This window comes from Pseudomonas sp. B22129, assembly GCF_044218875.1.
In the GTDB taxonomy this organism is placed as follows: domain Bacteria; phylum Pseudomonadota; class Gammaproteobacteria; order Pseudomonadales; family Pseudomonadaceae; genus Aquipseudomonas.
This window is the reverse complement of sequence record NZ_CP162592.1, coordinates 1,355,652-1,382,458: the sequence shown is the minus strand read 5'-3', so window position 1 is coordinate 1,382,458 and position 26,807 is coordinate 1,355,652. Positions and strand designations below refer to the sequence as shown.

The following is a 26,807-nucleotide window of genomic DNA, read 5'->3' as shown; positions in this document are numbered from 1 at the left end:
GCATAAAGACGACGCACCTGTGGCGAGGGAGCTTGCTCCCGCTGGAGTGCGCAGCGCTCCCAAGATTCTTGGGGCCGCTACGCAGCCCAGCGGGAGCAAGCTCCCTCGCCACAGGTGCGTCGTTTTTTTCGTTTGGGGTTTAGCCTTTCATTGCCTGTGCCAGCAGCTCGTAGGAATGAATCCGGTCGGCGTGCTCGTACAGGTCGCTGGTGAAGATCAGCTCATCGGCGCCGGTTTGTTCGATCAACACTTCCAGTTTGCCGCGAATTTTCGCCGGGCTGCCGACCATGGCCAGGCCGAGGAAACTGCCCACGGCGTCTTTTTCATGGGGCAGCCACAGGCCGTCCATGGTTTTGACCGGCGGGCGCTGCACCAGGCTTTGGCCGCGCATCAGCGCGAGGATGCGCTGGTACACGGAGGTGGCCAGGTAATCGGCCTGCTCGTCGGTGTCGGCGGCCACCAACGGAATGCCGAGCATCACGTAGGGTTTATCCAAAACGGCTGAAGGTTTGAAGTGGTTGCGGTAGACGCGAATCGCCTCGTGCATCAGGCGCGGTGCGAAATGGGAGGCGAAGGCGTAGGGCAAACCGCGCTCGCCGGCCAACTGTGCGCTGAACAGGCTGGAACCGAGCAACCACACGGGTACGTTGGTGCCGGTGCCCGGTACGGCGATGATGCGTTGGTCGGGCGTGCGCGGGCCGAGGTAGGCCACCAGTTCAGCCACATCGTCGGGGAAATCGTCGGCGCTGCCGGAGCGTTCACGGCGCAGGGCGCGGGCGGTCATCTGATCGGAACCGGGCGCGCGGCCCAGGCCCAGGTCGATACGGCCCGGGTAGAGGCTTTCCAGGGTGCCGAACTGTTCGGCAATCACCAGCGGCGCGTGGTTGGGCAGCATCACGCCGCCGGAGCCGACGCGGATAGTCGAGGTGCCGCCGGCCAGATAGCCCAGCAATACCGAGGTGGCTGAGCTGGCGATGCCATCCATATTGTGGTGCTCAGCCACCCAGAAACGGTGGTAGCCGAACTTTTCCACGTGCTGCGCCAGGTCCAGAGAGTTGCGCAACGACTGCGCGATGCTGCCGTTGGCGCGCACGGGCACGAGGTCTAGGGTCGAAAACTTCACGTCGGACAGCGATTTCATAAGCCTGCTTCTCCATTAGGTGCGCAGGCTTATAGACGAACCAAAACCTGCCGCTTCATGTGCATGGTCTATGCAATGAGGGCATATACCCGAGATTCAATAGCTAATCGAGAAATTTCCTACTGCTTTACTAGGTTTATCCGACAAGATGAACTTTGTCCCGCCGTCTATCCTCAGAACCTTACCGACGCAAAACCACCGTTCGAGGAGACCGCTATGAGTATCGTTAAAAAAGCATCCGCGCATTGGGAAGGTGATCTGAAGACTGGCCTGGGTTCGATTTCCACGGAAACCGGTGTATTGCGCGAAGCGCCCTACGGCTTCAAGGCGCGTTTCGAGGGTGGCAAGGGTACCAACCCTGAAGAACTGATTGGCGCGGCCCACGCGGGCTGTTTCTCCATGGCGTTTTCCATGATTCTGGGCGATGCAGGGCTTAAGGCTGACAGCATCGACACCCAGGCCGAAGTCACTCTGGACCAGGTTGACGGCGGTTTTGCGATCACTGCCGTGCATTTGATCCTCAAAGCCAAAATCCCCGGTGCCAGCCAGGCGCAGTTCGATGAACTGAGCAAAAAGGCCAAGGAAGGGTGCCCGGTGTCCAAGGTGCTGAATGCGAAAGTCAGCCTGGATGCGACCCTGGTCGGCTGACACAGCAAGATCCAATGTGGAGCTTTTGTGGGAGCTGGCTTGCCTGCGATGGGTTCACCTCGGTTTTCAGTTAGACCGAGGCGATTCCATCGCAGGCAAGCCAGCTCCCACATTTTGTTCTGCGTTAAATCAGAACTCGTGTTTCTGTGATGTGGTCCTATACGCTATGCAGTCTTGGCCGCACACCCGTGCGCAGTGCATTCAGGGAGCTTCACACATGAAACGTTTTGCCTTGGCGATCATCTGCGGTGTATTGGCCACATCGGCTGTGGCCGCGCCTAAAGATTGTGAAGAGCTCAAGAAAGAGATCGAAGTGAAGATTCAGGCCAAGGCGATTCCGTCTTATACCCTGGAAATCATCACCGCCGAGGAAGCCAAAAATCATGACAGTGCCATGATCGTTGGCTCCTGCGAGAACGGTACCAAACGCATCATCTACCAGAAGAACAACGACTGATCAGAGGCAGTTCACGCTGTGTTCTTCGGCCAGCAATTGGCGCGCCGAGTTATACAGCCGAATGTTGGGCGTGAACGCCAGCGAGCGCCCTTCCAGCACATAATGCTGGCCCGCCTGGAAGTTGTTGTATTGCAAGGACATGAAACAGGTGCGGTCGCGCGTCTGGTCCAACCCGCCGATCCCCGTGCCGGTGTTCACCTCGAAATCAAAGCGCACCATCAGGTCATGGCTGCCGGGCGGCACCTGGAAGAAACGCCCGTCGTAGAGGTTTTTGCCATCCAGGCGCTGGGCCATCACCAACTTGGCGCCGGGTGTCGGCGTAGCGAAATCGACCCAGGCTTGTTGCGGGTCAGCCGGGGGAATTGGCGTCGACGCACAGGCGCTGAGAAACAGGGCGGTGACAGGTAGCAAGAGCTGGCGCATGGCAGGTACTCGGGCGCAAGGAAAGAATTGAGCCCGGCGCCGATGGCAGCAGACTCCCTATGAGTATAAACACGCTGTGCCATGGAAAAATTCCGTGAGGGCAGGATAGTCTGGCGAGCCAATTACCCACGGGGTGTTCAAGGCATGGTGAGGCGTTTTCTTCCAGGGTTGCTGGTGTTGCTGCTCAGCGGCTGCTCCAGCATCAGTTATTACAGCCAGTTGGCGAGCGGCCAATGGCACCTGCTGCGGGCCCGTGAGCCGGTTTCCGAGGTCATTGCCGACCCTGCACGCCCCCAGGCGTTGCGTGACCATTTGGTGCAGTCGCAGAAGGCGCGCACCTTCGCCAGCGAACACCTGCACTTGCCTGACAACCAAAGTTACAGGCTGTATGCCGACATTGGCCGGCCTTACGTGGTCTGGAATGTCTTCGCCACGCAGGAATTTTCCCTCTCGCCTGAGACCCATTGTTTCCCCATCGCCGGTTGCGTGGCCTATCACGGTTATTACAACCAGGGCGCTGCCCGGGGTGAGGCGGCGCTGTTGAAGCAGCAGGGCCTGGACGTCTCGATTGGCGGCGTGGAGGCCTATTCCACGCTGGGCTGGTTCAACGACCCGATCATGAGTTCGATGATGAGCTGGGGCGATGAGCGCCTGGCCACGTTGATCTTCCATGAACTGGCGCATCAGCGTTTTTATGTGAAGGACGACACCGAATTCAACGAGTCGTATGCCAACTTCGTCGAACAGGAAGGCACGCGCCAATGGCGCGCAGCGCGGGGTTTGCCGCCGATCAACGATGCGGCATTGCAGCAGCGTGACCAGTTCATCCGCTTGATTCTTGATACCCGCAAACGCCTGGAAGCGTTGTACGCCCAGCCGTTGGCGGCGGATGTGATGCGCCAAGCCAAGGCGGCCGAGTTTGAGCGCCTGCGCAGCGAATACCGGCAGATGCGCGACCGCCAATGGGGCGGGGACAAGCGTTTTGACGTGTGGATCAACCAGCCGATGAACAACGCGCGGCTGTTGCCGTTCGGGCTGTATGACCAATGGGTGCCGGCGTTTGCAGCGTTGTTTGCGCAGGTAGATGGGGATTGGGTGAGGTTTTTTGCGGCAGTGGAGAAGATGGGTGGGTTGCCGGTGGCGCAGCGCAAGGCGGCGTTGAAACAGCTGGAGGGGGGTGGGCTTTAGGGCCTCATCGCAGGCAAGCCAGCTCCCACAGTTGACCGAGTTCTACCTTTGAAATGCGGTCGAATGTGGGAGCGGGCTTGCTCGCGAAGGCTGCCTCAGCCGTGCTGCAAAAACATCTGATGCATCTCATCCAACGTTTCAAAATGCCAAGTCGGTGCCTCAGCATTCAACTCTTCAAAACTGCCAAACCCATACCCCACCGCCGCCGAGTCCAGCCCATTGCTGCGCGCGCCGATCAGGTCGTGCTTGCGGTCACCAATCATCAGTGTGGTCGCCGGGTCCAGCCCCTCCTCGCTCATCAAATGCGCGATCAGCTCGACCTTGTTGGTGCGCGTGCCGTCCAGCTCACTGCCGTAAATCACCTTGAAATGCTTGGCAAAATCGAAATGCCGGGCGATCTCGCGGGCAAATACCCAAGGTTTGGACGTGGCTACATACAACTGGCGGCCCTGGCCATTCAGCGCTTCGAGCAGCGGCATCACGCCGTCGAACACACGGTTTTCATACAGGCCGGTGACCTTGAAGCGTTCGCGGTAGAAATTCACCGCCTCCCACGCCTTGGCCTCGTCGAAGCCGTAGAACTGCATGAAGGCTTGCAGCAACGGCGGGCCGATAAAGTGTTCCAGCCTGGTGAGGTCCGGCTCATCAATGCCGAGTTTGCCGAGGGCGTACTGGATTGAACGGGTGATGCCCTCGCGCGGATCGGTCAGGGTGCCGTCCAGGTCGAACAGTACGGTTGAATATTTCAGGGTCATTGATCGAATCCTTCGGCCAGGTGCAGGTCTTTGAGCTTCACGTAGTTCGCCGCGCTGTAGGTGAAAAAGGCGCGTTCCTTGTCAGTCAGTTCGCGGATTTGTTTAACCGGGCTGCCTACATACAAATAACCGCTTTCAAGTTTCTTGCCCGGCGGTACCAGGCTGCCGGCGCCGATGATCACGTCGTCTCCCACCACGGCGCCGTCCATCACGATACTGCCCATGCCGATCAAAATGCGATTGCCGACTGTGCAGCCATGCAACATGACTTTGTGGGCGATGGTCACGTCATCGCCGATCAGCAGCGGGAAGCCGTCCGGGTTGAACGGCCCCGCGTGGGTGATGTGCAGCACACAGCCGTCTTGCACGCTGGTGCGCGCGCCGATGCGGATGCGGTGCATGTCGCCGCGAATCACGGTCAGCGGCCAGACCGAGCTGTCGGTGCCGATTTCGACATCGCCGATCACCACCGCCGAAATATCGACAAAAGCCCCGGCGCCCAGGGTTGGCGTGTGGTTCTGATAGGTGCGAAGGGTCACGATAGCCTCTCTCTCTTTTGCTGATAGCTGCGGTGGGAGTTGATTGTAATTAAGATGGCCCCATCTTTGTTCTTACATGTTTCTTCAGCCAAGGTACCCACCGTGAGCGCGAACAACCCGCTTCTGCAGTCCTACGACCTGCCGCCGTTCTCGGCGATCCGTGCCGAGCACGTGCAACCGGCCATCGAACAGATCCTCGCCGACAACCGCGTCGCCATCGAAGGCATCCTGCAAAGCCAGGGTAAAAACCCTACGTGGGCCGGGTTGGTGCTGGCGATGGACGAGCTCAATGACCGCCTCGGCGCAGCCTGGAGCCCGGTCAGCCATCTCAATGCCGTGTGCAACAGCGCCGAACTGCGCGAAGCCTACGAAGGCTGCCTGCCCGCGTTGAGCGCCTACTCCACCGAGATGGGCCAGAACCGCGCGCTGTTCCAGGCGTTTGAAGCCTTGGCCAACAGCCCCGAAGCCGCCGGTTTCGACGTGGCGCAAAAAACCATCCTGGAACACTCTCTGCGTGATTTCCGCCTGTCGGGTATCGATTTGCCGCCGGAGCAGCAAAAGCGTTACGCCGAAGTGCAGAGCAAACTCTCCGAGCTGGGCAGCAAGTTCTCCAACCAACTGCTGGACGCCACCCAGGCCTGGACCAAACACGTCACCGACGAAGCCACCCTCGCCGGCCTGACCGATTCGGCCAAGGCGCAAATGGCGGCCGCCGCCCAGGCCAAAGGCCTCGACGGCTGGCTGATCACCCTGGAATTCCCGAGCTACTACGCGGTGATGACCTACGCCCAGGACCGTGCATTGCGCGAAGAGCTTTACGCCGCTTACTGCACGCGTGCGTCGGACCAAGGCCCGAATGCCGGTCAGAACGATAACGGCCCGGTGATGGAACAGATCCTCGACCTGCGTCAGGAACTGGCCAAGCTGCTGGGTTACGCATCCTTCTCCGAACTGAGCCTGGCCACCAAAATGGCCGAGTCCAGCGATCAAGTGCTGAGTTTCCTGCGTGACTTGGCCAAGCGCAGCAAACCGTTTGCCGCCCAGGACCTGCAGCAGCTCAAGGCTTACGCCGCCGAACAAGGTTGCGCTGACCTGCAAAGCTGGGACAGTGGTTTCTACGGCGAAAAACTCCGCGAGCAGCGCTACAGCGTGTCCCAGGAAGCCCTGCGCGCCTACTTCCCGATCGACAAAGTGTTGGGCGGCCTTTTCGCCATCGTGCAGCGCCTGTACGGCATCGAGATCGCCGAGCTGAAGGGTTTCGACACCTGGCACCCGGATGTGCGCCTGTTTGAAATCAAGGAAAACGGCCAGCATGTCGGCCGTTTCTTCTTCGACCTGTACGCCCGCGCCAACAAGCGCGGAGGTGCCTGGATGGACGGCGCCCGCGACCGTCGCCGCACCCTCGATGGCGTGCTGCAAAGCCCGGTGGCCAACCTGGTGTGCAACTTCACCCCGGCCGACAGCGGCAAGCCTGCCTTGTTGACCCACGATGAAGTGACCACGCTGTTCCACGAATTCGGCCACGGTCTGCATCACCTGCTGACGCGTGTTGAACACGCCGGTGTCTCCGGCATCAACGGCGTGGCCTGGGATGCGGTGGAATTGCCGAGCCAGTTCATGGAGAACTGGTGCTGGGAGCCGGAAGGCCTGACGCTGATTTCCGGTCACTATGAAAGCGGCGAGCCGTTGCCTCAGGACTTGCTGGAGAAAATGCTTGCGGCGAAGAATTTCCAGTCTGGCCTGATGATGGTCCGCCAGCTTGAATTTTCGTTGTTCGACTTCGAGCTGCACGCCACTCACGGCGATGGCCGCAGCGTTGCCCAAGTGCTGGAAGGCGTTCGCGATGAAGTCTCGGTGATGCGCCCACCCGCCTATAACCGCTTCCCGAACAGCTTCGCGCATATCTTCGCCGGCGGTTACGCGGCGGGTTACTACAGCTACAAGTGGGCTGAAGTGTTGTCGGCCGATGCGTTCTCCAAGTTTGAAGAAGACGGCGTGTTGAATGCCGAAACCGGTCGCGCCTTCCGCGAGGCAATCCTGGCGCGCGGCGGTTCTCAGGCGCCGATGGTGTTGTTCGTCGATTTCCGCGGACGTGCACCGTCGATTGACGCACTCTTGCGCCACAGCGGCCTGAGTGAGGACGCGGCAGCATGAGTGAAGGGCCTGTGATAACCAAAAAGCAATTTATCGCCGGGGCGGTTTGCCCGGCGTGCAGTGAGCCGGACAAGTTGAAGATGTGGACCGAAGACAACGTGCCGCACCGTGAGTGCGTGGCCTGCGGTTATACCGATACGCTGAATGACCAGGGGTTGTCGGTGCCCAAGGAGTTGGGCACGCGGGTGAATACGTCGGCGTTGAAAGCGCCAGCGGACCCGAAGGTGCAGGCGGTGCAGTTTTTCCCCAATCCGAAGCTGAAAAAAGACTAGGGCCCGTAACCGGCTCTATGTGGGAGCCGGGCTTGCCCGCGATGCAGGCGCTGCGGTGTGTCAGTTACACCGCATGGGGCCTATCGCAGGCAAGCCAGCTCCCACACAAGCCAGCTCCGAGAGAAGAGCGTGTTACAGGGCCTTCTCATCTTTGGCGGTAGTCGTGATCCAATCTTTCATCGAGCACAGCGCAAACGCGCTGGTGCTGCAATCGCCATTCGCCAAGGCTGTACGCAACTTGTCGATATCGGCTTTCATCATGTAGCGAACACCGTCCTTGAAGCCATTACTGGTGCCAAAGCCGCCCAAGGTCATTTCGTTCAGCGCATCTTCCTTGCTCCAGCCCTGGATCACTACGCGATACATCGCCGCCATCAGGCCGGTGCGGTCGGAGCCGTGTTTGCAATGCATCAACACCGGGCCATTGGCTTCGGCTGCCTGAATCGCCCGGAGCGCCGCCAGCACGTCGGAATCGTCGACATGGTTGGTGCGATAGGTCAACTGCACCTGTTTGATATCAGATGTTTTCAGCCAGGGCGCATCAGACTCCGGCAGGAAGTTGATCACCGTGCCGATCTTCAACTGCTGCAAAACCGGCAGCGCATTGCTGTCCGGTAGCGCGCTGCGATACAGCGTCGACGTCATTTGATGCAGGTTGAATTGGTCGCCCACCGGCTGCGCCCATTCGGGTGAGCGGATGGAGGCAGCCTCGTCTGCACGGGTGTTGAAGGTTGCAAGCAGTGCCAGGAACGCTAGACCGAAGGCAGGCAGCAATCGAAGGGTGAACATGCGTGACACGACCGAATAGGGTGAGGTTGATGGCTCACAGAATGGTCATGTGGGGGTGAATGGGGCGTGAGTGGCCCGTCAAAGAATCGTGAATCGAGGCAGCTGATACGGTGTTTTTGTCGCTGAAACGATTCTCTCGATGGTTAGGCTGCTATCATTTGTAACTATTGATTGCAGGTGTGTTCTATCCCATTGGATCCCATTCCCTGGCAAGCCTTCACGCTGCTCCCAGAAGCGGCGGACAAACCCGTGACCACATGATGAGGTGCACCCATGTCTGATCAAGATCAAGACAACCCCCGGCGTGACTTTTTACGCAAATCCTTGACCTTGATCCCAGTGGTCACGGTTGCCAGCACCGGCCTTGGCGGCTCGATGCTGATGGCGACACCCGAACCGGCCCAGGCTGCGCCTGCCAAGCCGCCGGTGAGCGACAAGGCCTATGAGCCGAGCTACTTCACTGCCGAAGAGTGGGCGTTTATCAACGCCGCCGTGGCGCAGCTCATTCCCGCTGATGCCCAAGGCCCTGGTGCCCTGGAAGCCGGCGCGCCGGAATACATCGACCGCCAGATGAACACGCCTTACGCCAGTGGCGCGCTGTGGTTCATGCAGGGGCCGTTCAACGCCGATGCTGCGCCGGAAATGGGCTGGCAGAGCAAATTGGTGCCCAAAGAGATCTATCGCTTGGGTATTGCCGCGACGGATGCCTGGTCGAAGGCGTTTAACGGTAAGGTTTTTGCTGCTCAAGACAGCGCTACCCGAGACGATATGTTGCGCCGTCTAGAGGCTGGCGGCAGTGAAGTGAGCGCGCATTTCGCTTCGGTGCCACCGAAGATGTTTTTCAATTTGCTGCTGCAAAACACCAAGGAAGGGTTCTTTTGCGACCCCATCCACGGCGGCAATAAAGGCATGGTCGGCTGGACCATGATCGGCTTCCCCGGCGCCCGCGCCGACTTCATGGACTGGGTTGAACGCAACGAACAATACCCCTTCCCGGCAGTTTCCATTCGCGGCGAGAGGGCATAAACGTGGCGACCATCATGAAGAAAGTCGATGCGGTGATCGTAGGTTTCGGCTGGACCGGCGCGATCATGGCCAAGGAGCTGACGGAAGCGGGCCTCAACGTGGTAGCGCTGGAGCGCGGCCCGATGCAGGACACTTACCCGGACGGCAACTATCCCCAGGTCATCGACGAATTGACCTACAGCGTGCGTAAAAAACTCTTTCAGGACATCTCCAAGGAGACGGTGACTATTCGCCATAGCGTGAATGACGTCGCCCTGCCCAACCGGCAGCTGGGCGCATTCTTGCCGGGCAATGGCGTGGGCGGCGCGGGCCTGCATTGGTCGGGCGTGCACTTTCGTGTCGACCCGATTGAGCTGCGCATGCGCAGCCATTATGAAGAGCGCTACGGCAAAAACTTCATTCCCAAGGAAATGACTATCCAGGATTTCGGCGTCAGCTATGAAGAGCTGGAGCCGTTTTTTGACTACGCGGAAAAAGTCTTCGGCACCTCGGGCCAGGCGTGGACGGTGAAAGGTCAGTTGGTGGGCGAAGGCCGTGGCGGCAACCCTTACGCGCCGGATCGTTCCAATCCGTTCCCGTTGGAGTCGCAAAAAAATACCGTCTCTGCACAACTGTTTCAGAAAGCGGCTGCCGATGTCGGCTACAAACCCTACAACCTGCCGTCGGCCAATACTTCAGGGCCGTACACCAACCCCTACGGCGCGCAGATGGGCCCGTGTAACTTCTGCGGCTTCTGCAGCGGATACGTGTGCTACATGTACTCCAAGGCCTCGCCGAACGTGAACATTCTGCCGGCGTTGCGCCAGGTGCCGAACTTCGAGTTGCGGGCCAATTCGCATGTGCTCAAGGTCAACCTCGACAGCACCAAGAGCAAGGCTACCGGCGTGACGTATATCGACGGCCAGGGGCGCGAGTGCGAGCAACCGGCGGATCTGGTGATCATCGGCTCGTTCCAGTTCAACAATGTGCGGTTGATGCTGCTGTCGGGAATCGGCAAACCCTATGACCCGATTACCAACGAAGGTGTGGTTGGCAGGAACTTCGCCTACCAGAACATGGCCACCATCAAAGCCTTTTTCGACAAGGACACCCACACCAACAATTTCATCGGTGCGGGTGGCAATGGCGTGGCCATTGATGACTTCAACGCCGACAACTTCGACCACGGGCCCCACGGGTTTGTGGGCGGTTCGCCGATGTGGGTCAACCAGGCGGGCAGCCGGCCGATTGCCGGTACCTCCAACCCGCCGGGCACCCCGGCCTGGGGCAGCGCGTGGAAGCGCGCCACCGCCGATTACTACACCCACCAGGTGTCGATGGACGCCCACGGCGCGCATCAATCCTACCGGGGCAACTACCTGGATCTGGACCCGGTTTACCGCGATGCCTACGGCCTGCCTTTGCTGCGGATGACGTTCGACTGGCAGGAGAACGACATCAAGATGAACCGCTTCATGGTCGACAAGATGAGCAAGGTCGCCGAGGCGATGAACCCCAAGGCAATTGCCCTGCTCGGCAAGAAGGTCGGTGAGCATTTCAACACGGCGTCCTACCAGACCACCCACCTCAATGGTGGTGCAATCATGGGCACTGACCCGAAAACCAGTGCGTTGAACCGTTATTTGCAAAGCTGGGATGTACACAACGTGTTTGTCCCGGGCGCGTCCGCTTTCCCACAAGGTTTGGGCTATAACCCTACCGGCCTGGTGGCGGCGTTGACCTATTGGTCGGCGCGGGCGATCCGCGAGCAGTACCTGAAAAACCCCGGCCCGCTGGTTCAGGCATAAGGAGCGATGACCATGAAAGCACTTGTTATTGCCTCTCTTGCCCTGTTCAGCAGTTGCTCGGTCAGCGCGGCTGAAACCGACCTGATCAAACAGGGCGAATACCTCGCCCGCGCCGGTGACTGCGTGGCTTGCCACACCGCCAAGGGTGGCAAACCCTTTGCTGGCGGCCTGCCGATGGAGACCCCGATCGGCGTGATCTATTCCACCAACATCACCCCGGACAAGACCGGCCTGGGCGACTACAGCTTTGAGGACTTCGACAAGGCCGTCCGCCATGGCGTCGCCAAAAACGGTAGTACGCTTTACCCGGCGATGCCCTACCCGTCCTATGCGCGCGTCAGCGATAGCGATATGCAGGCGTTGTATGCGTACTTCATGAAGGGCGTTGAACCTGTCGCCCAGGAGAACAAGGACAGCGACATTCCGTGGCCCTTGAGCATGCGCTGGCCGTTGGCGGCCTGGCGCTGGATGTTTGCGCCGGCTGTCGAGGAGCATCAGGCCCAAGCGGCTGCGGACCCGGTGATCAGCCGGGGCGCGTACCTGGTGGAAGGGCTCGGCCACTGCGGCGCCTGCCATACGCCGCGCGCCCTGACCATGCAGGAAAAAGCCCTGAGTGCCACAGACGGCAACGCGTTTCTGTCGGGCAGTGCGCCGCTGGAAGGCTGGATCGCGAAAAGCCTGCGCGGCGACCACAAGGACGGCCTCGGCAACTGGAGCGAGGAGCAACTGGTGCAATTCCTCAAGACCGGTCGCAGTGATCGCAGCGCGGTGTTTGGCGGTATGAGTGATGTGGTCGTCCACAGCATGCAATACATGTCGCAAGACGACCTGACCGCTATCGCCCGTTACCTCAAGAGCCTGCCGGCGGTGGATCCCAAGGATCAGCCGCATCAGTACGACAAGCAGGTGGCCGAGGCACTGTGGAAAGGCGATGACAGCAAGCCCGGAGCTTCGGTGTACATCGACAACTGCGCGGCCTGCCACCGCACCGACGGCCATGGCTACACGCGGGTGTTCCCGGCGCTGGCGGGCAACCCGGTGTTGCAGACGGCGGATGCCACATCACTGATCAACATCGTGTTGAACGGCGGTACCTTGCCGGCCACTCACACGGCGCCGTCGACCTTCACCATGCCGGCGTTTGCGTGGCGTTTGTCGGACCAGGAAGTGGCGGATGTGGTCAGTTTCATACGTGGCAGCTGGGGCAATAAGGGTGCACCTGTTAAGGCCAGTGATGTGGCCGACCTGCGCAAGAGTGACATGCGCACTACCTCGGGCGATGACCTGGGCCAAGTGACGCAAAAGCACTGATTCACTCCTGACCGCCAAACGGCACTGGTCAGAAACTTCGCGCCTCTATACTGTATATAAAAACAGTATCGAGGCGCTTTCATGTCTACTCCGTTGCCGCCCCGTGGCCGGGGCACGGCCACCAATCTGCATAACCGCTTTGCCCCGACCGTCAGCGTGGCCGAGGACGACGGCTGGTTTCAGGAAGTGCCGCCGACCCAGGGCACCGAAGTGCGCATTGAAACGGCCAAGAGCATCATCACCCGCAACAACTCGCCGGACTTGCCGTTCGACCGCTCGATCAACCCGTATCGCGGTTGCGAACACGGCTGCATCTACTGTTACGCGCGGCCCAGCCATGCCTATTGGGACCTGTCGCCGGGGCTGGATTTCGAAACCAAACTGATCGCCAAGACCAACGCTGCCGATGTGCTGGAACAGCAACTGTCGAAGCCGGGCTATGTGTGCGCGCCGATCAACCTGGGCTCCAATACCGACCCGTATCAGCCGATCGAGCGCGAATACACAATCACCCGGCAGACCCTTGAGGTACTGCTGCGTTACCGGCACCCGGTGACCATCATCACCAAGGGCTCGCTGATTTTGCGCGATTTGGACCTGCTGACCGAGCTGGCCCGGCAACGGCTGGTGGCGGTGATGATCAGCCTTACCAGCCTCGATGATGAGCTCAAGCGCATCCTGGAACCCCGCACGGCGGCGCCCAAGGCGCGGTTGCGGGCGATTCGGGTGATGCGTGAGGCGGGTATTCCGGTGGGCGTGTTGTGTTCACCGATGATTCCGATGATCAACGACAGCGAGCTGGAAAACCTGCTGGCCGAAGCCCACGCCGCCGGTGCGCAAAGTGCGGCGTACATGATGTTGCGCCTGCCGCTCGAAGTGGCGCCGCTGTTCGAGGAATGGCTGGCCGCGCATTATCCACAGCGTGCGGCCCATGTGATGAGCCTGGTCAGGCAGGTGCGTGGCGGTGAGGTGTATGACAGCCGGTTCGGTGTGCGCATGCGTGGCGAGGGGCCGTTTGCCGATTTGCTGGCGCAGCGTTTCAGCAAGGCTATCAAGCGGTTGGGTCTGAATCGGCGGGAGGGATTCAATCTGGATTGCACTGCGTTCTGCCCACCGGGCAGACAGATGGCGTTGCTGTAAACTTAAGGGGAATTATCCTACGCTCGCGTGGGAATGGTCGCGCTTTGACATCATCTAAACCCGCGTTCTAGAGCGTTTCATTCAGTTTGAGTTAAGTTTCGGTGGCTACCTTGTTCAGCGAGTGACTGATGAGTCAACGCGTTGTTTGTGTGATGCTTTACAACTATTGCACAGGCCAAGCGTCGAACTGAGCTGAACCACTCCCCTGCATTAATCAAGAGGATGAATCATGAGTGATAAGGATAAACAGCCGTTGGCTGCGTCGGCTTCAGCCCCTCAGGTGGCGGAAACCGCCGATGCAGCGCTAAAGCATATCGTTGACGGCTTTTTGCATTTCCATCACGACGTCTTCCCGCAGCAGGAAGAACTGTTCAAGAAACTCGCCACGGCCCAGAGCCCACGGGCGATGTTCATTACCTGTGCCGATTCGCGCATCGTGCCCGAACTGATCACCCAAAGCTCCCCGGGTGATTTGTTCGTGACCCGTAACGTCGGCAACGTGGTGCCGCCTTACGGCCAGATGAACGGGGGTGTTTCCACCGCCATCGAGTACGCGGTACTGGCGCTGGGCGTGCAGCACATCATTGTCTGCGGGCACTCCGATTGCGGTGCCATGCGCGCGGTGCTCAACCCCGCCAGCCTGGAAAAAATGCCGACAGTGCGGGCCTGGCTGCGGCACGCTGAAGTGGCCAAGTCGATGGTTGAAGACAACTGCGACTGCGCCAATGAAAGCGAGAGCATGAAGGTGTTGACCGAAGAAAACGTCATCGCCCAGTTGCAACATTTGCGCACCCACCCTTCCGTGGCTTCGCGCATGGCCAATGGTCATTTGTTTATCCATGGCTGGATCTACAACATCGAGACCAGTGAGATCCGCGCCTACGATGCGGATCAGGCGGCGTTCCGCTCGTTGAGCGGTGACGGGCCGATCCCTAGCGCGACGCCTAAAGCGCGCTTCTAAAACACTTCCCTGCCGGGTAAAGCGGTGGCTGCCATGGATGCAGCCAGGCTTTGCCGCGCCCGGCGAATGCCTCGGGAGAGCCATTATGCGTGCTGCTCAATTGAAAGCTGTGCTGCCACGGGAGCTGCTCGCCTCCGTGGTTGTGTTTCTGGTCGCCCTGCCCTTGTGCATGGGCATTGCGATTGCGTCCGGGATGCCGCCGGCCAAGGGGTTGATCACCGGCATCATCGGCGGCCTGGTGGTGGGTTGGCTAGCGGGTTCGCCGCTGCAGGTCAGTGGGCCGGCGGCAGGTCTGGCGGTGTTGGTGTTCGAGCTGGTGCGCCAGCACGGCATGCTGATGCTGGGGCCGATTCTGTTGCTGGCAGGCTTTCTGCAACTGGTCGCCGGGCGTTTGCGCCTGGGCTGCTGGTTCCGCGTGACCGCACCGGCCGTGGTGTACGGGATGCTGGCGGGGATTGGTGTGCTGATTGTGCTGTCGCAGGTGCATGTGATGCTTGATGGCGCGCCTAAACCTTCCGGGCTGGATAACCTGGCGGGCTTCCCGGCGGCACTGGTCGAAGCGATTCCCACCCTTGGCGGCGGCCTCGGCTGGCAGGCGGGTTTGCTCGGTTTGTCGACGATGCTGGTGATGTATCTGTGGGATAAATTTCGCCCGCAAAAACTGCGCTTCGTGCCCGGCGCCCTGCTGGGTGTGGGTTTGGCGACGGTGACCAGCCTGGTGCTGGCGTTGCAGGTCAAGCGTGTGGAAGTCCCGGAAAACCTCGCAGATGCTATCGACTGGCTACGTCCGAGCGACTTGCTGAACCTGGCTGATCCTCAATTGTTGATCGCGGCATTCGCCGTGGCGTTTATCGCCAGTGCCGAGACCCTGCTTTCTGCCGCAGCGGTAGATCGCATGCACAACGGCCAACGCTCGGATTTCGACAAGGAATTGTCCGCACAAGGTGTCGGTAACATGCTCTGCGGTCTGGTCGGTGCCCTGCCGATGACCGGCGTGATCGTACGCAGTTCGGCCAACGTGCAGGCGGGCGCCACCACGCGTTTGTCGGCGATGTTCCATGGCCTTTGGCTGTTGGGTTTCGTGCTGTTGCTGTCGAGCGTGCTGCAAAGCATCCCGGTGGCGAGCCTGGCAGGTGTGTTGGTGTACACCGGGATCAAACTGGTGGATATCAAGGCGTTTAAAGGCTTGGGTCGCTACGGGCGGATGCCGATGTTTACCTATTCGGCAACCGCGTTGGCGATCGTCTTTACCGACCTCCTGACGGGTGTACTGATCGGCTTCGGGCTGACACTCGTCACGTTGGCGTTCAAGGCTTCGCGACTGAAAGTCAGCCTGGTCGACCTGCCGCAGGACGGCGAGATGGAGTTGCGATTGATCGGCGCTGCGACCTTTCTGAAAGTGCCGGCACTGACTCAGGTGCTGTCAACGGTGCCTGCCGCGACGACCGTGCATGTGCCCTTGAATAACCTGAGTTACATCGACCATTCCTGCCTGGAGTTGCTGGAGGAATGGGGCCGGGCGAATGCAGCGAAGGGCTCGAAGCTGGTGATCGAGGCCCGCGGGTTGAAGCGCCGGCTGGAAGGCCGTGAGCGCACGACGGCCGGGTTGGGGTCAGCGGCGGCCTGACCCGGAACACCACAAAACAATGTGGGAGCCGGGCTTGCCCGGCTCCCACAGTTGAACGTTTGCGGGTCAGGAAATCAGGCAGGCTGATCCAGCGCCAACTCAACCCCCAACTGGCGCGACAAACATGGCCAGCGCTTCCACGCCGCTTCCGTGTCCGGGCTTTTCAGCGTCTCGCGGTAGGCTTCGACCGACTCCAGCGCAAAGCTGTCTTCGTTCAGCATCTCATCCACGGCCAAATGCACCGCCTCATCCAGCTGGTTGGCAAACTGCTCGCCGATCAATTGGTGGGCGATCAGGTTGGCCACGGTGGTGTCCGCCGGAATCAACGGCTGGCCGAAATGCTTGATGTACAGGTCGTTGACCTCTTCGACCAGTCGATGCGCCAGGTAAGCCTCGTCCAGCAAGCCGTTGAGCCCTTCATGGCCCGCCAGGATCGCCGGCGGTTGCAGAAAGAAATGCTCGGCGATTTTCAGTACTGGCTTGATCTGGCTTTCGATTCCCGCTTCGCGGGCGACGTCATTGGCAGCGTCCAGCAGGTCGGGCACTTGATCGATGTAGGCCGTGACAAAGCGGGTCATTACTTGGGTGCGATCACCGTCAGCCAGGGAGATGGCCGAATGCAGGTGCGGCAATTGGTTTTCCAGTTGCTGGGCAAGCTGGCCCGTGGTGGCTTCGTGTTGATGGGCACGGGAAATCTGCTCGCGCAATGCGGCGGTGTTCATGAGGGCTCCAGTGAAACAGGCGTAGGAAAAGGGAGAGGATAAGGTAGCTCGTTTATACGAGCGCCTAAGACGCATTTGTCATAATTATTTCATGGTTATGCGCCCGCGTTATATCGAATTGCCATCGTTCGTCGGATAAACGATTCCGCCCCCGATTTTATTGGCTCCGCCCGTCTGTTTTTGCTCATTTGCCCGTACACATTGCGGGGTTTCAGGTGCTGTCTATACTCGGGTTTGTACGCAATTAGCTGATGACGCCCAACTGCATGACGCAGGCAAGGCTTGGCGGTTGTAAGCAGTATGGAAGCCGCTCCCTTCGCCGCAGGTGCAAACCGGCGGGATAACAAGAAACATAAAGGGGAACCCGCAATGACGCGACATCCACACGTTTGGATGAGCCTACTGTTGTGGTCGGTATTCGGCCAGGCGCATGCCGCCTGGACAACGAATATGGCGCCAGGGGCTACTGAAGTCAGTCACGCCGTGTTTGACCTGCACATGACCATTTTCTGGATTTGTGTGGTGATCGGCATTGTCGTGTTTGGCGCGATGTTCTGGTCGATGATCCTGCACCGCCGGTCCACGGGCCAGGTGGCGGCCAAGTTCCACGAGAGCACGACCGTGGAAATTCTCTGGACCGTGGTGCCCTTGCTGATTCTGGTGGCGATGGCGATTCCGGCCACTAAAACCCTGATCAACATCTACGACAGCAGTGAATCGGATATCGATATCCAGGTCACCGGCTATCAGTGGAAGTGGCATTACAAATACCTGGGTCAGGATGTGGAGTTCTTCAGCAACCTGGCCACGCCCGCCGAGCAGATCCATAACCAGGCCGTCAAAGGCGAGCATTACCTGCTGGAAGTCGACCAGCCCCTGGTGCTGCCGGTGGGCGCCAAGGTGCGCTTTCTGGTGACCGCTGCCGACGTGATCCACTCCTGGTGGGTGCCGGCCTTTGCGGTCAAGCGCGACGCCATCCCCGGCTTCGTCAACGAGGCCTGGACCCGCGTCGAGAAGCCCGGCATCTACCGTGGCCAGTGCGCCGAACTGTGCGGTAAGGACCACGGCTTCATGCCGATTGTGGTCGAAGTCAAATCCAGGGCCGACTACGACACTTGGCTCGGCGAGCGCAAAGAAGAAGCCGCCAAGCTCAAGGAACTGACCTCCAAAGAGTGGACGCTGGATGAACTGGTGGCCCGTGGCGACAAGGTCTACCACACCACCTGCGTGGCCTGTCACCAGGCCGAAGGCCAGGGCCTGCCGCCGATGTTCCCGGCGCTCAAAGGCTCGCCGATCGCCACCGGCACAAAGGAAGACCACCTGCACCGCGTCTACTTCGGCAAACCCGGCACCGCCATGGCCGCGTTCGGCAAGCAACTGTCGGAAGTGGACATCGCCGCCGTCGTCACCTACGAACGCAACGCGTGGGGCAACAACAAAGGCGACATGGTCACGCCCAAAGACGTGCTGGCCCTGAAACAGGCGGAAAGCAAATGACAACCCTCACAGCGTATGCCCTGAACCGCCCCGCCCACTCGCTTGCAGGAGAACGGCCATGAGCACTGTGATCGATCATGGTCATGCCGACCATGCCCACGGCCCCGCCAAAGGCTTGATGCGCTGGGTGCTGACCACCAACCATAAAGACATCGGCACGATGTACCTGTGGTTTGCCTTCACCATGTTCCTGCTTGGTGGCTCGTTCGCCATGGTGATCCGTGCCGAGCTGTTCCAGCCCGGTCTGCAGATCGTTGAGCCGGCGTTTTTCAACCAGATGACCACCATGCACGGCCTGATCATGGTGTTTGGCGCGGTGATGCCGGCGTTTGTCGGCCTGGCCAACTGGATGATCCCGCTGATGATCGGCGCGCCCGACATGGCCCTGCCGCGCATGAACAACTTCAGTTTCTGGCTGCTCCCGGCAGCATTTCTGCTGTTGGTCTCGACGCTGTTTACCCCGGGCGGCGGGCCGAATTTCGGCTGGACCTTCTACGCCCCGCTCTCTACCACCTACGCGCCGGAAAGCGTGACCTTTTTCATTTTCGCCATCCATCTGATGGGCATCAGTTCGATCATGGGGGCGATCAACGTGGTTGCCACCATCCTCAACCTGCGCGCGCCGGGCATGACCTTGATGAAAATGCCGCTGTTCGTGTGGACCTGGCTGATTACCGCGTTCCTGTTGATCGCGGTGATGCCGGTGCTGGCGGGCTGCGTGACCATGATGCTGATGGACATCCACTTCGGCACCAGCTTCTTCAGTGCAGCCGGCGGCGGTGACCCTGTGCTGTTCCAGCATGTGTTCTGGTTCTTCGGCCACCCCGAGGTGTACATCATGATCCTGCCGGCGTTTGGCGCCGTCAGCTCGATCATCCCGACCTTCTCGCGCAAGCCGCTGTTCGGCTACACCTCGATGGTCTACGCCACGGCGAGCATCGCGTTCCTGTCGTTCATCGTGTGGGCACACCACATGTTCGTGGTCGGCATTCCGTTGGTGGGCGAGTTGTTCTTCATGTACGCCACGCTGCTGATCGCCGTGCCCACGGGGGTGAAGGTGTTCAACTGGGTCAGCACCATGTGGCAAGGCTCGCTGACCTTCGAGACGCCGATGCTGTTCGCGGTGGCCTTCGTGATTCTGTTCACCATCGGTGGCTTCTCCGGGCTGATGCTGGCGATTGCCCCGGCGGACTTCCAGTACCACGACACCTACTTTGTGGTCGCGCACTTCCATTACGTACTGGTGCCCGGCGCGATCTTCGGCATCTTCGCCTCGGCCTACTACTGGCTGCCGAAATGGACCGGCCACATGTACGACGAAACCCTCGGCAAGCTGCATTTCTGGCTGTCTTTCGTGGGCATGAACATGGCGTTCTTCCCGATGCACTTCGTGGGGTTGGCCGGCATGCCACGCCGGGTGCCGGACTACAACCTGCAGTTCGCCGACTTCAATATGGTGTCGTCGATTGGCGCGTTCATGTTCGGCGCCACGCAAATCTTCTTCCTGTTTATCGTAATCAAGTGCATCCGTGGCGGCCCGCCCGCACCGGCCAAGCCGTGGGATGGGGCTGAAGGTCTGGAGTGGAGCATTCCCTCACCTGCGCCGTACCACACGTTTACTACGCCGCCGGAGGTCAAGTGAACACCTTGGTGCAGGCCACCTCGGTCTCCTGTGGGAGCTGGCTTGCCTGCGATGAGGGCCTGTCAGTGTGTGGGTTCGGTGCCTGGCACACCGCTATCGCAGGCAAGCCAGCTCCCACAGAAAATCACAAGCGGGGTGATCGCCATGGCTGACTCCGTACCCCTCAAACGCTTGGTCACCCGCCTGCTGATCCTGGTGGTGGCCATGTTCGCCTTCGGTTTCGCTCTCGTGCCGATCTACGACGTGATGTGCAAAGCCTTCGGCATCAACGGCAAGACCGCCGGGCAGTACGAAGGCGAGCAAATCGTCGACCCGACCCGCCAGGTGCGTGTGCAGTTTCTGTCGACCAATGCCATCGATATGGTCTGGGAATTCCATTCCAAGGCAGACGAGGTAGTGGTCAACCCCGGCGCCGTCACCGAGATGCTGTTCGTGGCCTACAACCCCACCGACAAAGCCATGACGGCCCAAGCCGTACCGAGTATTTCCCCGGCTGAAGCGGCGATGTATTTCCACAAGACCGAATGCTTTTGCTTCACCCAGCAAGTGCTGCAGCCAGGTCAGCGCATCGAAATGCCGGTGCGTTTTATTGTCGACCGCGACATGCCCAAGGATGTGAAGCATTTGACCCTGGCGTACACGCTGTTCGATATCACTGCGCGCCAACCGCCGGTGGCTGTCCACACCGGGGGCTAGCTACTGTTTGCCCCCTCAATCAGGAGAGCGAATACATGTCGTCTCATGATACGTACTACGTACCAGCGCAAAGCAAATGGCCAATAATTGCGACGTTTGGCATGTTGATCACCGTGTACGGCCTGGCCGTATGGTTCAACGACTTGAAGGCGGCGCGCCCGGAATCCCACGGCCCGTGGATCTTTTTCGTCGGCGGGCTGCTGCTGGCCTACATGCTGTTCGGCTGGTTCGGCGCGGTGATCAAGGAAAGTCGTGCCGGTTTGTACAGCCCGCAGATGGATCGCTCGTTCCGTTGGGGCATGACCTGGTTCATATTTTCCGAGGTGATGTTCTTCATCGCGTTTTTCGGCGCGCTGTTTTATGTGCGGCATATGTCTGCGCCGTGGCTGGCGGGTGAGGGCTCTAAAGGCATCGCGCACATGCTGTGGCCGAATTTCGAGTTTGCCTGGCCGCTGCTGAATAACCCCGACCCAAAACTCTATCCCGCGCCGGAAGGCACTATCAGCCCGTGGGGCCTGCCGCTGATCAACACGATCCTGCTGGTCAGTTCCAGCGTGACCATCACCATCGCCCACCATGCCTTGCGCAAAGGTCATCGCGGCGCGTTGAAAATCTGGTTGGCAATCACCGTGCTGCTGGGTTGGGCGTTCCTGGCTTTCCAGGCTGAGGAGTACATCCACGCCTATAAAGAATTGGGGCTGACTCTTGGCTCCGGCGTTTACGGCGCGACCTTCTTCATGCTCACCGGCTTTCACGGTGCTCACGTGACCATCGGCACCATCATTCTGTTTGTGATGTTGATGCGCATCCTGAAAGGGCATTTCAACAACGAGCACCAGTTCGGTTTCGAGGCGGCCAGTTGGTATTGGCACTTCGTGGACGTGGTGTGGATCGGGCTGTTTTTCTTTGTTTACGTGCTGTGAGGCTTCCTACCAAGGTGCATGAGATACCAACTGGCCCGAAAAAAAGCCCCAGGCGATCAACGCCACGGTGATCACGGCCAGCACCACACGCACGGTTAAGGCAGTGACGAGGCGCTTGGAGTTGCCCTCGTCCTTGACCAGAAAGAACAAGCCACTGAACAGGCTCACGACAGTCGCGATCAGCATCAGGGCAATGGCTGCTTTGAGCATGGTCAGGTTCCGGGCGTCAGGAATTGAGAGGGATGGGCGGGCAATGAAAACAAGTATAGCCAGCGCCATGAAACGCTTTCGCCCAGGCATCGCACCGACAGTGGTGGTGATGTTGCTGCTGCCGTTGATGGTGGGGCTGGGCTTCTGGCAGCTGTCGCGCGGCCATGAAAAACAACGGCTGGTGGACAGCTACGCCGAACGCCGCGTGGCCGAGCCCATCAGCAGTGCGCAACTCAACGACATGACCGACCCCGCCTTTCGCCGCATTCGCTTGCGCGGCCAATTCGACGCCGAACACAGCGTATTGCTCGACAACCGCATGCGTGACGGCAAGGCCGGCGTAGAGCTGTTGCAACCCTTCCACGATCAGGCCAGCGGCCAATGGCTGTTGCTCAACCGCGGCTGGCTGCCCTGGCCCGACCGGCGCACGCCACCCGCCTTCACCACCCCCGATCAGCCGGTGAACCTCGACGCCTGGGTGTACGTCGCGCCCGGCGAAACCTTCCAGCTGCACCCCGACCCCGCGACCGCGCAATGGCCGCGTCTGCTCACCGCCCTGCACCCTGCCGCACTGTGGACAGAGTTGGACCGCAGCGGCTTTGCCTATGAACTGCGCGCCGAAGCCGGCCCCGGCACGTACGACACCACGTGGGCGGTGGTCGCCATGGGCCCGGAAAAACACTTGGGCTACGCCGTGCAGTGGTTCGCCATGTCGCTGGCGTTGCTCGCGCTGTACCTCTACCTCGGCTGGCATAACAAAAAGGAGACGCACCATGGGCGCGGCCACGAATCCACTCAACATGTCTGAGGTGCCGGACCGCCGCAAAGGCCGCTGGCAACTGATCCTGATCCTGATGATGGTGATCGGCCCGATGGCGCTGGCCACCTTCATGTACAAGTTGCAGTTCTGGGTGCCGGACAGCCGCAGTTACCACGGCGAGATGATCGGCAATGGCCAGACCCGCGCCGACATTGGCGTGCAGGCAGATGAGGTCCGCTGGCAATTGCTGGTCACCGCGCCGGCAACGTGCCTCGCCGAGTGCCAGCAACTGGTGTACCTCGCGCGCCAGTTACAGATCAGCTTGGGCCGTGACGCTTCGCGCGCGAGCCACGCCTTGGCCAGCGCACAACCGGTCAGCACCGAATACGAGGCCAAACTCAAGGCCGAATACCCGCAATTGCAGCGCTACCCGCTGGACCTCTCAACGTTCAACAAAGACGCCGCCGCCCCTGGCGATGCGCAACTGTGGATCGTGGACCCGCACGGCAACCTGGTGCTGCGTTACGACGCCAAGGTCAAGGGCAAGGACTTGCTCAACGACCTGCGCATGCTGCTGAAACTGTCGAACATCGGATAAGGGCATCGTCATGGCCAAACCTGGATTTCGCCTCGCGTTGTTTGCCACCTTGCTGGCGCTGATCGTCGTGCTGCTCGGCGCCTACACGCGCCTGACCCATGCAGGCCTCGGCTGCCCGGACTGGCCAGGGTGCTACGGCTTTATCAGCGTGCCGCAAAGCGAAGCCCAGTTGGCGCATGCCGAGTTGCATTTCCCGGACACACCGGTGGAGGCCGACAAGGGCTGGGCCGAGATGACGCATCGCTATTTCGCCGGCACTTTGGGCTTGCTGATCGTGCTGCTGGCGGCACGTTCGTGGAGCCATCGGCGCGATCCGGGCCAGCCGGTGAAATTGCCGCTGTTTATCCTGGCGGTGGTCTTCGCCCAGGCGGCCTTCGGCATGTGGACGGTGACGCTGAAGCTCTGGCCGCAAGTGGTGACGAGCCATCTATTGGGCGGTTTTGCGACGTTGAGCCTGCTGTTTCTGCTGACGCTGCGTCTGTCCGGCGTGCTGCCCGCGCTGATCGTGCCCAAGCGCCTGCAATATTGGGCCACGGCCGGGTTGGTGTTGGTGATCGGGCAGATTGCGCTGGGCGGCTGGGTCAGTTCCAACTACGCGGCGGTGGCGTGTATCGACCTGCCGACCTGTCACGGCGAATGGTGGCCGGCGGCGGACTTTGCCAACGGTTTTCACCTGACTCAGCACATCGGCCCGAATTACCTCGGCGGCCAGCTCGACAGCGATGCACGCACGGCGATTCATCTTACCCATCGCATCGGTGCGGTGATTGTTACGCTCGTGCTGCTGGGGCTGGCGTGGCAGCTCAAGTTGGTCGGTATGACGCGTCTGGCGGGCCTGCTGTTGATCGCCCTGGCCGCGCAAATCTGCCTGGGCCTGAGCAACGTGTATTTCCATCTGCCTCTGCCTGTCGCGGTGGCGCATAACGCAGGCGGCGCCGCGTTGTTGCTGAGCCTGGTGCTGGTTAATTACCACGCGCGCACCAGCCTGGTTCGGGTGCGCAATCAGTCGCGCTTCGGCTGGCGCTTTATCCCGCGCAAACATGTGTCGGGCCTCATCACCCTTAAAGGAGAGATGCCATGGCGACCTTGATCGGCGCGCGTCACCGCCAGGCGATCTGGCGTGACTATCTGGAGCTGGCCAAGCCGAAAGTGGTGGTGCTGATGCTCATCACCTCGTTGGTGGGCATGTTCCTCGCCACCCGCGCCGGGGTGCCGTGGACGGTGCTGGTGTTTGGCAATTTGGGCATTGCCCTGTGTGCGGGCGGCGCGGCGGCGGTCAACCACGTGGTGGACCGGCGTATCGATGCGGTGATGGCGCGAACCCATAAGCGGCCGATGGCAGAAGGGCGCGTATCGCCGGCTGCTGCGCTGGCGTTTGCATTGTTTCTGGCTGTTGCCGGTTTGGCGTTGCTGCTGGCGTTTACCAACCCGTTGGCGGCCTGGCTGACGTTGGCCTCTCTGCTCGGCTATGCGGTGATCTACACCGGTTTTCTCAAGCGCGCGACGCCGCAGAACATCGTCATCGGCGGCCTCGCCGGTGCCGCGCCGCCGCTGCTCGGTTGGGTTGCCGTAACCGGCCATGTCAGCGCCGAGCCCTTGCTGCTGGTGCTGATCATCTTCGCCTGGACCCCGCCGCACTTCTGGGCCCTGGCCATTCATCGCAAGGAGGAATACGCCAAAGCCGACATTCCGATGCTGCCGGTCACCCACGGCGAGCACTACACCAAGGTGCACATCCTGCTCTACACCTTCGCCCTGCTGGCGGTGAGCCTGATGCCTTACGTAATCCACATGAGCGGCCTGCTCTACCTGGTGTGCGCACTGGGATTGGGCGCACGCTTTCTGCAATGGGCCTGTGTGCTGTACCGTGGCACCCAGCCGCATGCGGCGATCAACACCTTCAAGTACTCTATTTGGTACCTGTTTTTGCTGTTTATCGCCCTGCTCGTAGACCACTACTTACTGTTGAACCTATGACTCGAACTCAAAAAACCGTCTTTATCCTGGTGGCCATCGTCGCGTTGATCATGGGCCTGACTGTCAACAAAGTGCTCTCGGGCAAAGGCCAGGGCGACCCCACCGCGCTGATCGATGCCGGCATCATCCTGCTGCCGCAAAGCCGCCAGTTGCCGCCCGTGACCATGACCAATCAAGACGGCCAGCCGGTGGTGGTCAACGAGTTGAAAGGCAAATGGAGCCTGCTGTTCTTCGGCTACACCTTCTGCCCGGACATCTGCCCGACCACCCTCGCCCAACTGCGCCAGATCAAGAGCGAGTTGCCCAAAGAGGCTGTGGATAACCTGCAGGTGATCCTGGTCAGCGTCGACCCGAACCGCGACACACCGGCCCAGCTCAAGCAGTACCTGGGCTACTTCGACCCACAGTTTGAAGGCCTGACCGGCGCAAACGTAGAGGATGTGCAGAAGGTTTCGAATGCGGTGAGCATCCCGTTCATTCCGGCCGATACCAGCAAGCCGAATTACACCGTGGACCACAGCGGCAACCTGGCGGTGATCGGGCCGGACGGCACGCAGCGCGGGTTTATTCGTGCGCCGTTGAACAACCAGAAGCTAATCGCGCAACTGCCTGGCCTGGTGCAGCGCAAGTAACTAGCAACGCAAAACAAATGTGGGAGCGGGCTTGCTCGCGAATGCGGTGTATCAGTTACGAATCTATCGACTGATACTCAGCTTTCGCGAGCAAGCCCGCTCCCACATTTTTTTGATCTCCGGTGTGTGGGAGATCGAATCGCGTTAGAACGCCGGCTTGATCGCGCCTTTGTACTTCTCTTCGATGAATTTTTTCACCTCAGGCGTGTGCAGGGCAGCAACCAGCTTCTTCACGGCGTCCGAGTCTTTGTTGTCTTCGCGGGTGACCAGGATGTTCACGTAAGGCGAGTCGCTGCCTTCAATGACCAGGGCGTCCTTGGACGGGTCCAGTTTGGCTTCCAGCGCGTAGTTGGTGTTGATCAGCGCCAGGTCAACCTGGGTCAGCACGCGTGGCAGCGTGGCGGCTTCCAGTTCGCGGAATTTCAGGTTTTTCGGGTTGCCGGTGATGTCCTTGATGGTCGACAGGATGTTGGTCGGATCCTTCAGGGTGATCAGGCCATTCTTGGCCAGCAGCAACAGCGCGCGGCCGCCGTTGGTGGCGTCGTTCGGGATCACGACGTTGGCACCGCTTGGCAGCTCGTCCAGCTTCTTGTACTTGCTGGAGTAGGCGCCCAGGGGCTCCAGGTGCACCGCGCCGACGCTCACCAGGTGAGTGCCCTTGGCCTTGTTGAACTCATCCAGGTACGGCTGGTGCTGGAAGAAGTTGGCGTCCAGGCGCTTTTCAGCCACCTGTACGTTTGGCTGCACGTAGTCGGTGAAGACTTTGACCTGCAAGTCCACGCCTTCTTTGGCCAGCGCAGGCTTCACGAATTCGAGGATTTCCGCGTGCGGCACCGGCGACGCGGCGACCGTGATGGTCTCGGCGTGGGCGGAAAACGCGGCAACGGCGGCGAAAGCAACCAGTAGTTTTTTCATCCAACAAGCTCCTTGTT

At 60.2% G+C, this 26,807-nt stretch carries 28 protein-coding genes; 20 read left to right on the top strand and 8 right to left on the bottom strand.

All coding sequences use genetic code 11. The annotated features are described in order from the left end of the window. Nucleotides 1–139: 139 nt before the first annotated feature. Nucleotides 140–1,141, bottom strand: a complete 1,002-nt coding sequence (locus tag AB4P94_RS06235) for an LLM class flavin-dependent oxidoreductase (protein ID WP_395609849.1) — start codon at nt 1,139–1,141, stop codon at nt 140–142. 216 nt (nt 1,142–1,357) lie between these two features. Here AB4P94_RS06235 and AB4P94_RS06230 point away from each other — a divergent pair, with 216 nt between their 5' ends. Then, nucleotides 1,358–1,789, top strand: coding sequence for an OsmC family protein (locus AB4P94_RS06230; protein ID WP_395609848.1), 432 nt, complete (start codon nt 1,358–1,360; stop codon nt 1,787–1,789). Between the two features lie 217 nt (nt 1,790–2,006). Continuing rightward, complete coding sequence (locus AB4P94_RS06225) at nt 2,007–2,246, top strand: DUF1161 domain-containing protein (RefSeq protein ID WP_395609847.1); 240 nt, start codon at nt 2,007–2,009, stop codon at nt 2,244–2,246. Here AB4P94_RS06225 and AB4P94_RS06220 read toward each other — a convergent pair whose 3' ends face one another. After that, nucleotides 2,247–2,669: a hypothetical protein gene (locus AB4P94_RS06220; protein ID WP_395609846.1), complete on the bottom strand. Its 423-nt coding sequence runs from the start codon at nt 2,667–2,669 to the stop codon at nt 2,247–2,249. A 144-nt stretch (nt 2,670–2,813) separates the two neighbouring features. Between AB4P94_RS06220 and AB4P94_RS06215 the strand changes: the two genes are divergently transcribed. After that, nucleotides 2,814–3,857 carry an aminopeptidase gene (locus tag AB4P94_RS06215; protein ID WP_395609845.1) on the top strand — a complete coding sequence of 348 codons (1,044 nt, stop codon included), beginning with the start codon at nt 2,814–2,816 and terminating at the stop codon, nt 3,855–3,857. A gap of 95 nt (nt 3,858–3,952) precedes the next feature. Here the strand turns inward: AB4P94_RS06215 and AB4P94_RS06210 are convergent, their stop codons facing one another. Then, nucleotides 3,953–4,612: an HAD family hydrolase gene (locus tag AB4P94_RS06210; protein WP_395609844.1), complete on the bottom strand. Its 660-nt coding sequence runs from the start codon at nt 4,610–4,612 to the stop codon at nt 3,953–3,955. Further along, nucleotides 4,609–5,151: a gamma carbonic anhydrase family protein gene (locus AB4P94_RS06205; RefSeq protein ID WP_395609843.1), complete on the bottom strand. Its 543-nt coding sequence runs from the start codon at nt 5,149–5,151 to the stop codon at nt 4,609–4,611. The genes AB4P94_RS06210 and AB4P94_RS06205 overlap by 4 nt, the downstream gene beginning before the upstream one ends. A gap of 102 nt (nt 5,152–5,253) precedes the next feature. Between AB4P94_RS06205 and prlC the strand changes: the two genes are divergently transcribed. Further along, nucleotides 5,254–7,305 (top strand): oligopeptidase A, encoded by a 2,052-nt coding sequence (prlC, locus tag AB4P94_RS06200; protein WP_395609842.1) that lies wholly within the window; start codon nt 5,254–5,256, stop codon nt 7,303–7,305. Continuing rightward, complete coding sequence (locus AB4P94_RS06195; RefSeq protein WP_010207776.1) at nt 7,302–7,577, top strand: YheV family putative zinc ribbon protein; 276 nt, start codon at nt 7,302–7,304, stop codon at nt 7,575–7,577. Before prlC ends, AB4P94_RS06195 begins: the two co-directional genes overlap by 4 nt. Before the next feature lie 132 nt (nt 7,578–7,709). On the opposite strand, the gene AB4P94_RS06190 is transcribed toward AB4P94_RS06195, so the two are convergent. Next, entirely contained in the window at nt 7,710–8,366 is a 657-nt protein-coding gene (locus AB4P94_RS06190; protein ID WP_395609841.1) for a dual specificity protein phosphatase family protein, read from the bottom strand. Between the two features lie 273 nt (nt 8,367–8,639). Between AB4P94_RS06190 and AB4P94_RS06185 the strand changes: the two genes are divergently transcribed. From AB4P94_RS06185 to AB4P94_RS06160, 6 genes are all read left to right on the top strand, one after another. Continuing rightward, the gene (locus AB4P94_RS06185; RefSeq protein ID WP_395609840.1) at nt 8,640–9,392 is read left to right on the top strand and encodes a gluconate 2-dehydrogenase subunit 3 family protein; all 753 of its coding nucleotides are present in this window, start codon (nt 8,640–8,642) and stop codon (nt 9,390–9,392) included. 2 nt (nt 9,393–9,394) lie between these two features. Beyond that, nucleotides 9,395–11,179 (top strand): GMC family oxidoreductase, encoded by a 1,785-nt coding sequence (locus tag AB4P94_RS06180; RefSeq protein ID WP_395609839.1) that lies wholly within the window; start codon nt 9,395–9,397, stop codon nt 11,177–11,179. Between the two features lie 12 nt (nt 11,180–11,191). Continuing rightward, complete coding sequence (locus AB4P94_RS06175) at nt 11,192–12,490, top strand: c-type cytochrome (protein WP_395609838.1); 1,299 nt, start codon at nt 11,192–11,194, stop codon at nt 12,488–12,490. 81 nt (nt 12,491–12,571) lie between these two features. After that, complete coding sequence (locus tag AB4P94_RS06170) at nt 12,572–13,630, top strand: PA0069 family radical SAM protein (RefSeq protein ID WP_395609837.1); 1,059 nt, start codon at nt 12,572–12,574, stop codon at nt 13,628–13,630. 229 nt (nt 13,631–13,859) lie between these two features. After that, nucleotides 13,860–14,591 (top strand): carbonic anhydrase, encoded by a 732-nt coding sequence (locus tag AB4P94_RS06165; RefSeq protein WP_395609836.1) that lies wholly within the window; start codon nt 13,860–13,862, stop codon nt 14,589–14,591. 85 nt (nt 14,592–14,676) lie between these two features. Beyond that, the gene (locus AB4P94_RS06160) at nt 14,677–16,218 is read left to right on the top strand and encodes a SulP family inorganic anion transporter (RefSeq protein ID WP_395609835.1); all 1,542 of its coding nucleotides are present in this window, start codon (nt 14,677–14,679) and stop codon (nt 16,216–16,218) included. Between the two features lie 74 nt (nt 16,219–16,292). Here the strand turns inward: AB4P94_RS06160 and AB4P94_RS06155 are convergent, their stop codons facing one another. After that, complete coding sequence (locus tag AB4P94_RS06155; protein ID WP_071486714.1) at nt 16,293–16,940, bottom strand: hypothetical protein; 648 nt, start codon at nt 16,938–16,940, stop codon at nt 16,293–16,295. Nucleotides 16,941–17,309: 369 nt separating this feature from the next. Here AB4P94_RS06155 and coxB point away from each other — a divergent pair, with 369 nt between their 5' ends. From coxB to AB4P94_RS06135, 4 genes are all read left to right on the top strand, one after another. Continuing rightward, nucleotides 17,310–18,437, top strand: coding sequence for a cytochrome c oxidase subunit II (gene coxB / locus AB4P94_RS06150; protein ID WP_395609834.1), 1,128 nt, complete (start codon nt 17,310–17,312; stop codon nt 18,435–18,437). 58 nt (nt 18,438–18,495) lie between these two features. Next, entirely contained in the window at nt 18,496–20,079 is a 1,584-nt protein-coding gene (ctaD, locus tag AB4P94_RS06145; protein WP_395609833.1) for a cytochrome c oxidase subunit I, read from the top strand. Between the two features lie 144 nt (nt 20,080–20,223). Continuing rightward, the gene (locus tag AB4P94_RS06140) at nt 20,224–20,775 is read left to right on the top strand and encodes a cytochrome c oxidase assembly protein (RefSeq protein WP_395609832.1); all 552 of its coding nucleotides are present in this window, start codon (nt 20,224–20,226) and stop codon (nt 20,773–20,775) included. A 35-nt stretch (nt 20,776–20,810) separates the two neighbouring features. Continuing rightward, nucleotides 20,811–21,698, top strand: coding sequence for a cytochrome c oxidase subunit 3 (locus tag AB4P94_RS06135; RefSeq protein ID WP_395609831.1), 888 nt, complete (start codon nt 20,811–20,813; stop codon nt 21,696–21,698). Nucleotides 21,699–21,704: 6 nt separating this feature from the next. On the opposite strand, the gene AB4P94_RS06130 is transcribed toward AB4P94_RS06135, so the two are convergent. Then, nucleotides 21,705–21,908 carry a twin transmembrane helix small protein gene (locus AB4P94_RS06130; protein ID WP_395609830.1) on the bottom strand — a complete coding sequence of 68 codons (204 nt, stop codon included), beginning with the start codon at nt 21,906–21,908 and terminating at the stop codon, nt 21,705–21,707. A 43-nt stretch (nt 21,909–21,951) separates the two neighbouring features. On the opposite strand from AB4P94_RS06130, the gene AB4P94_RS06125 reads away from it, so the two are divergent. From AB4P94_RS06125 to AB4P94_RS06105, 5 genes are read left to right on the top strand one after another with little or no spacing between them, the layout of a single operon-like run. Further along, nucleotides 21,952–22,716 (top strand): SURF1 family protein, encoded by a 765-nt coding sequence (locus tag AB4P94_RS06125; protein ID WP_395609829.1) that lies wholly within the window; start codon nt 21,952–21,954, stop codon nt 22,714–22,716. Then, nucleotides 22,682–23,266 carry a hypothetical protein gene (locus AB4P94_RS06120; protein ID WP_395609828.1) on the top strand — a complete coding sequence of 195 codons (585 nt, stop codon included), beginning with the start codon at nt 22,682–22,684 and terminating at the stop codon, nt 23,264–23,266. The genes AB4P94_RS06125 and AB4P94_RS06120 overlap by 35 nt, the downstream gene beginning before the upstream one ends. A 10-nt stretch (nt 23,267–23,276) precedes the next feature. Beyond that, nucleotides 23,277–24,356 (top strand): heme A synthase, encoded by a 1,080-nt coding sequence (locus AB4P94_RS06115; RefSeq protein WP_395609827.1) that lies wholly within the window; start codon nt 23,277–23,279, stop codon nt 24,354–24,356. Then, entirely contained in the window at nt 24,344–25,243 is a 900-nt protein-coding gene (gene cyoE, locus AB4P94_RS06110; RefSeq protein WP_395609826.1) for a heme o synthase, read from the top strand. The genes AB4P94_RS06115 and cyoE overlap by 13 nt, the downstream gene beginning before the upstream one ends. Then, entirely contained in the window at nt 25,240–25,875 is a 636-nt protein-coding gene (locus tag AB4P94_RS06105) for an SCO family protein (protein WP_395609825.1), read from the top strand. The genes cyoE and AB4P94_RS06105 overlap by 4 nt, the downstream gene beginning before the upstream one ends. Nucleotides 25,876–26,019: 144 nt before the next feature. On the opposite strand, the gene AB4P94_RS06100 is transcribed toward AB4P94_RS06105, so the two are convergent. Further along, the gene (locus AB4P94_RS06100; protein WP_395609824.1) at nt 26,020–26,790 is read right to left on the bottom strand and encodes a MetQ/NlpA family ABC transporter substrate-binding protein; all 771 of its coding nucleotides are present in this window, start codon (nt 26,788–26,790) and stop codon (nt 26,020–26,022) included. Nucleotides 26,791–26,807: the final 17 nt, after the last annotated feature.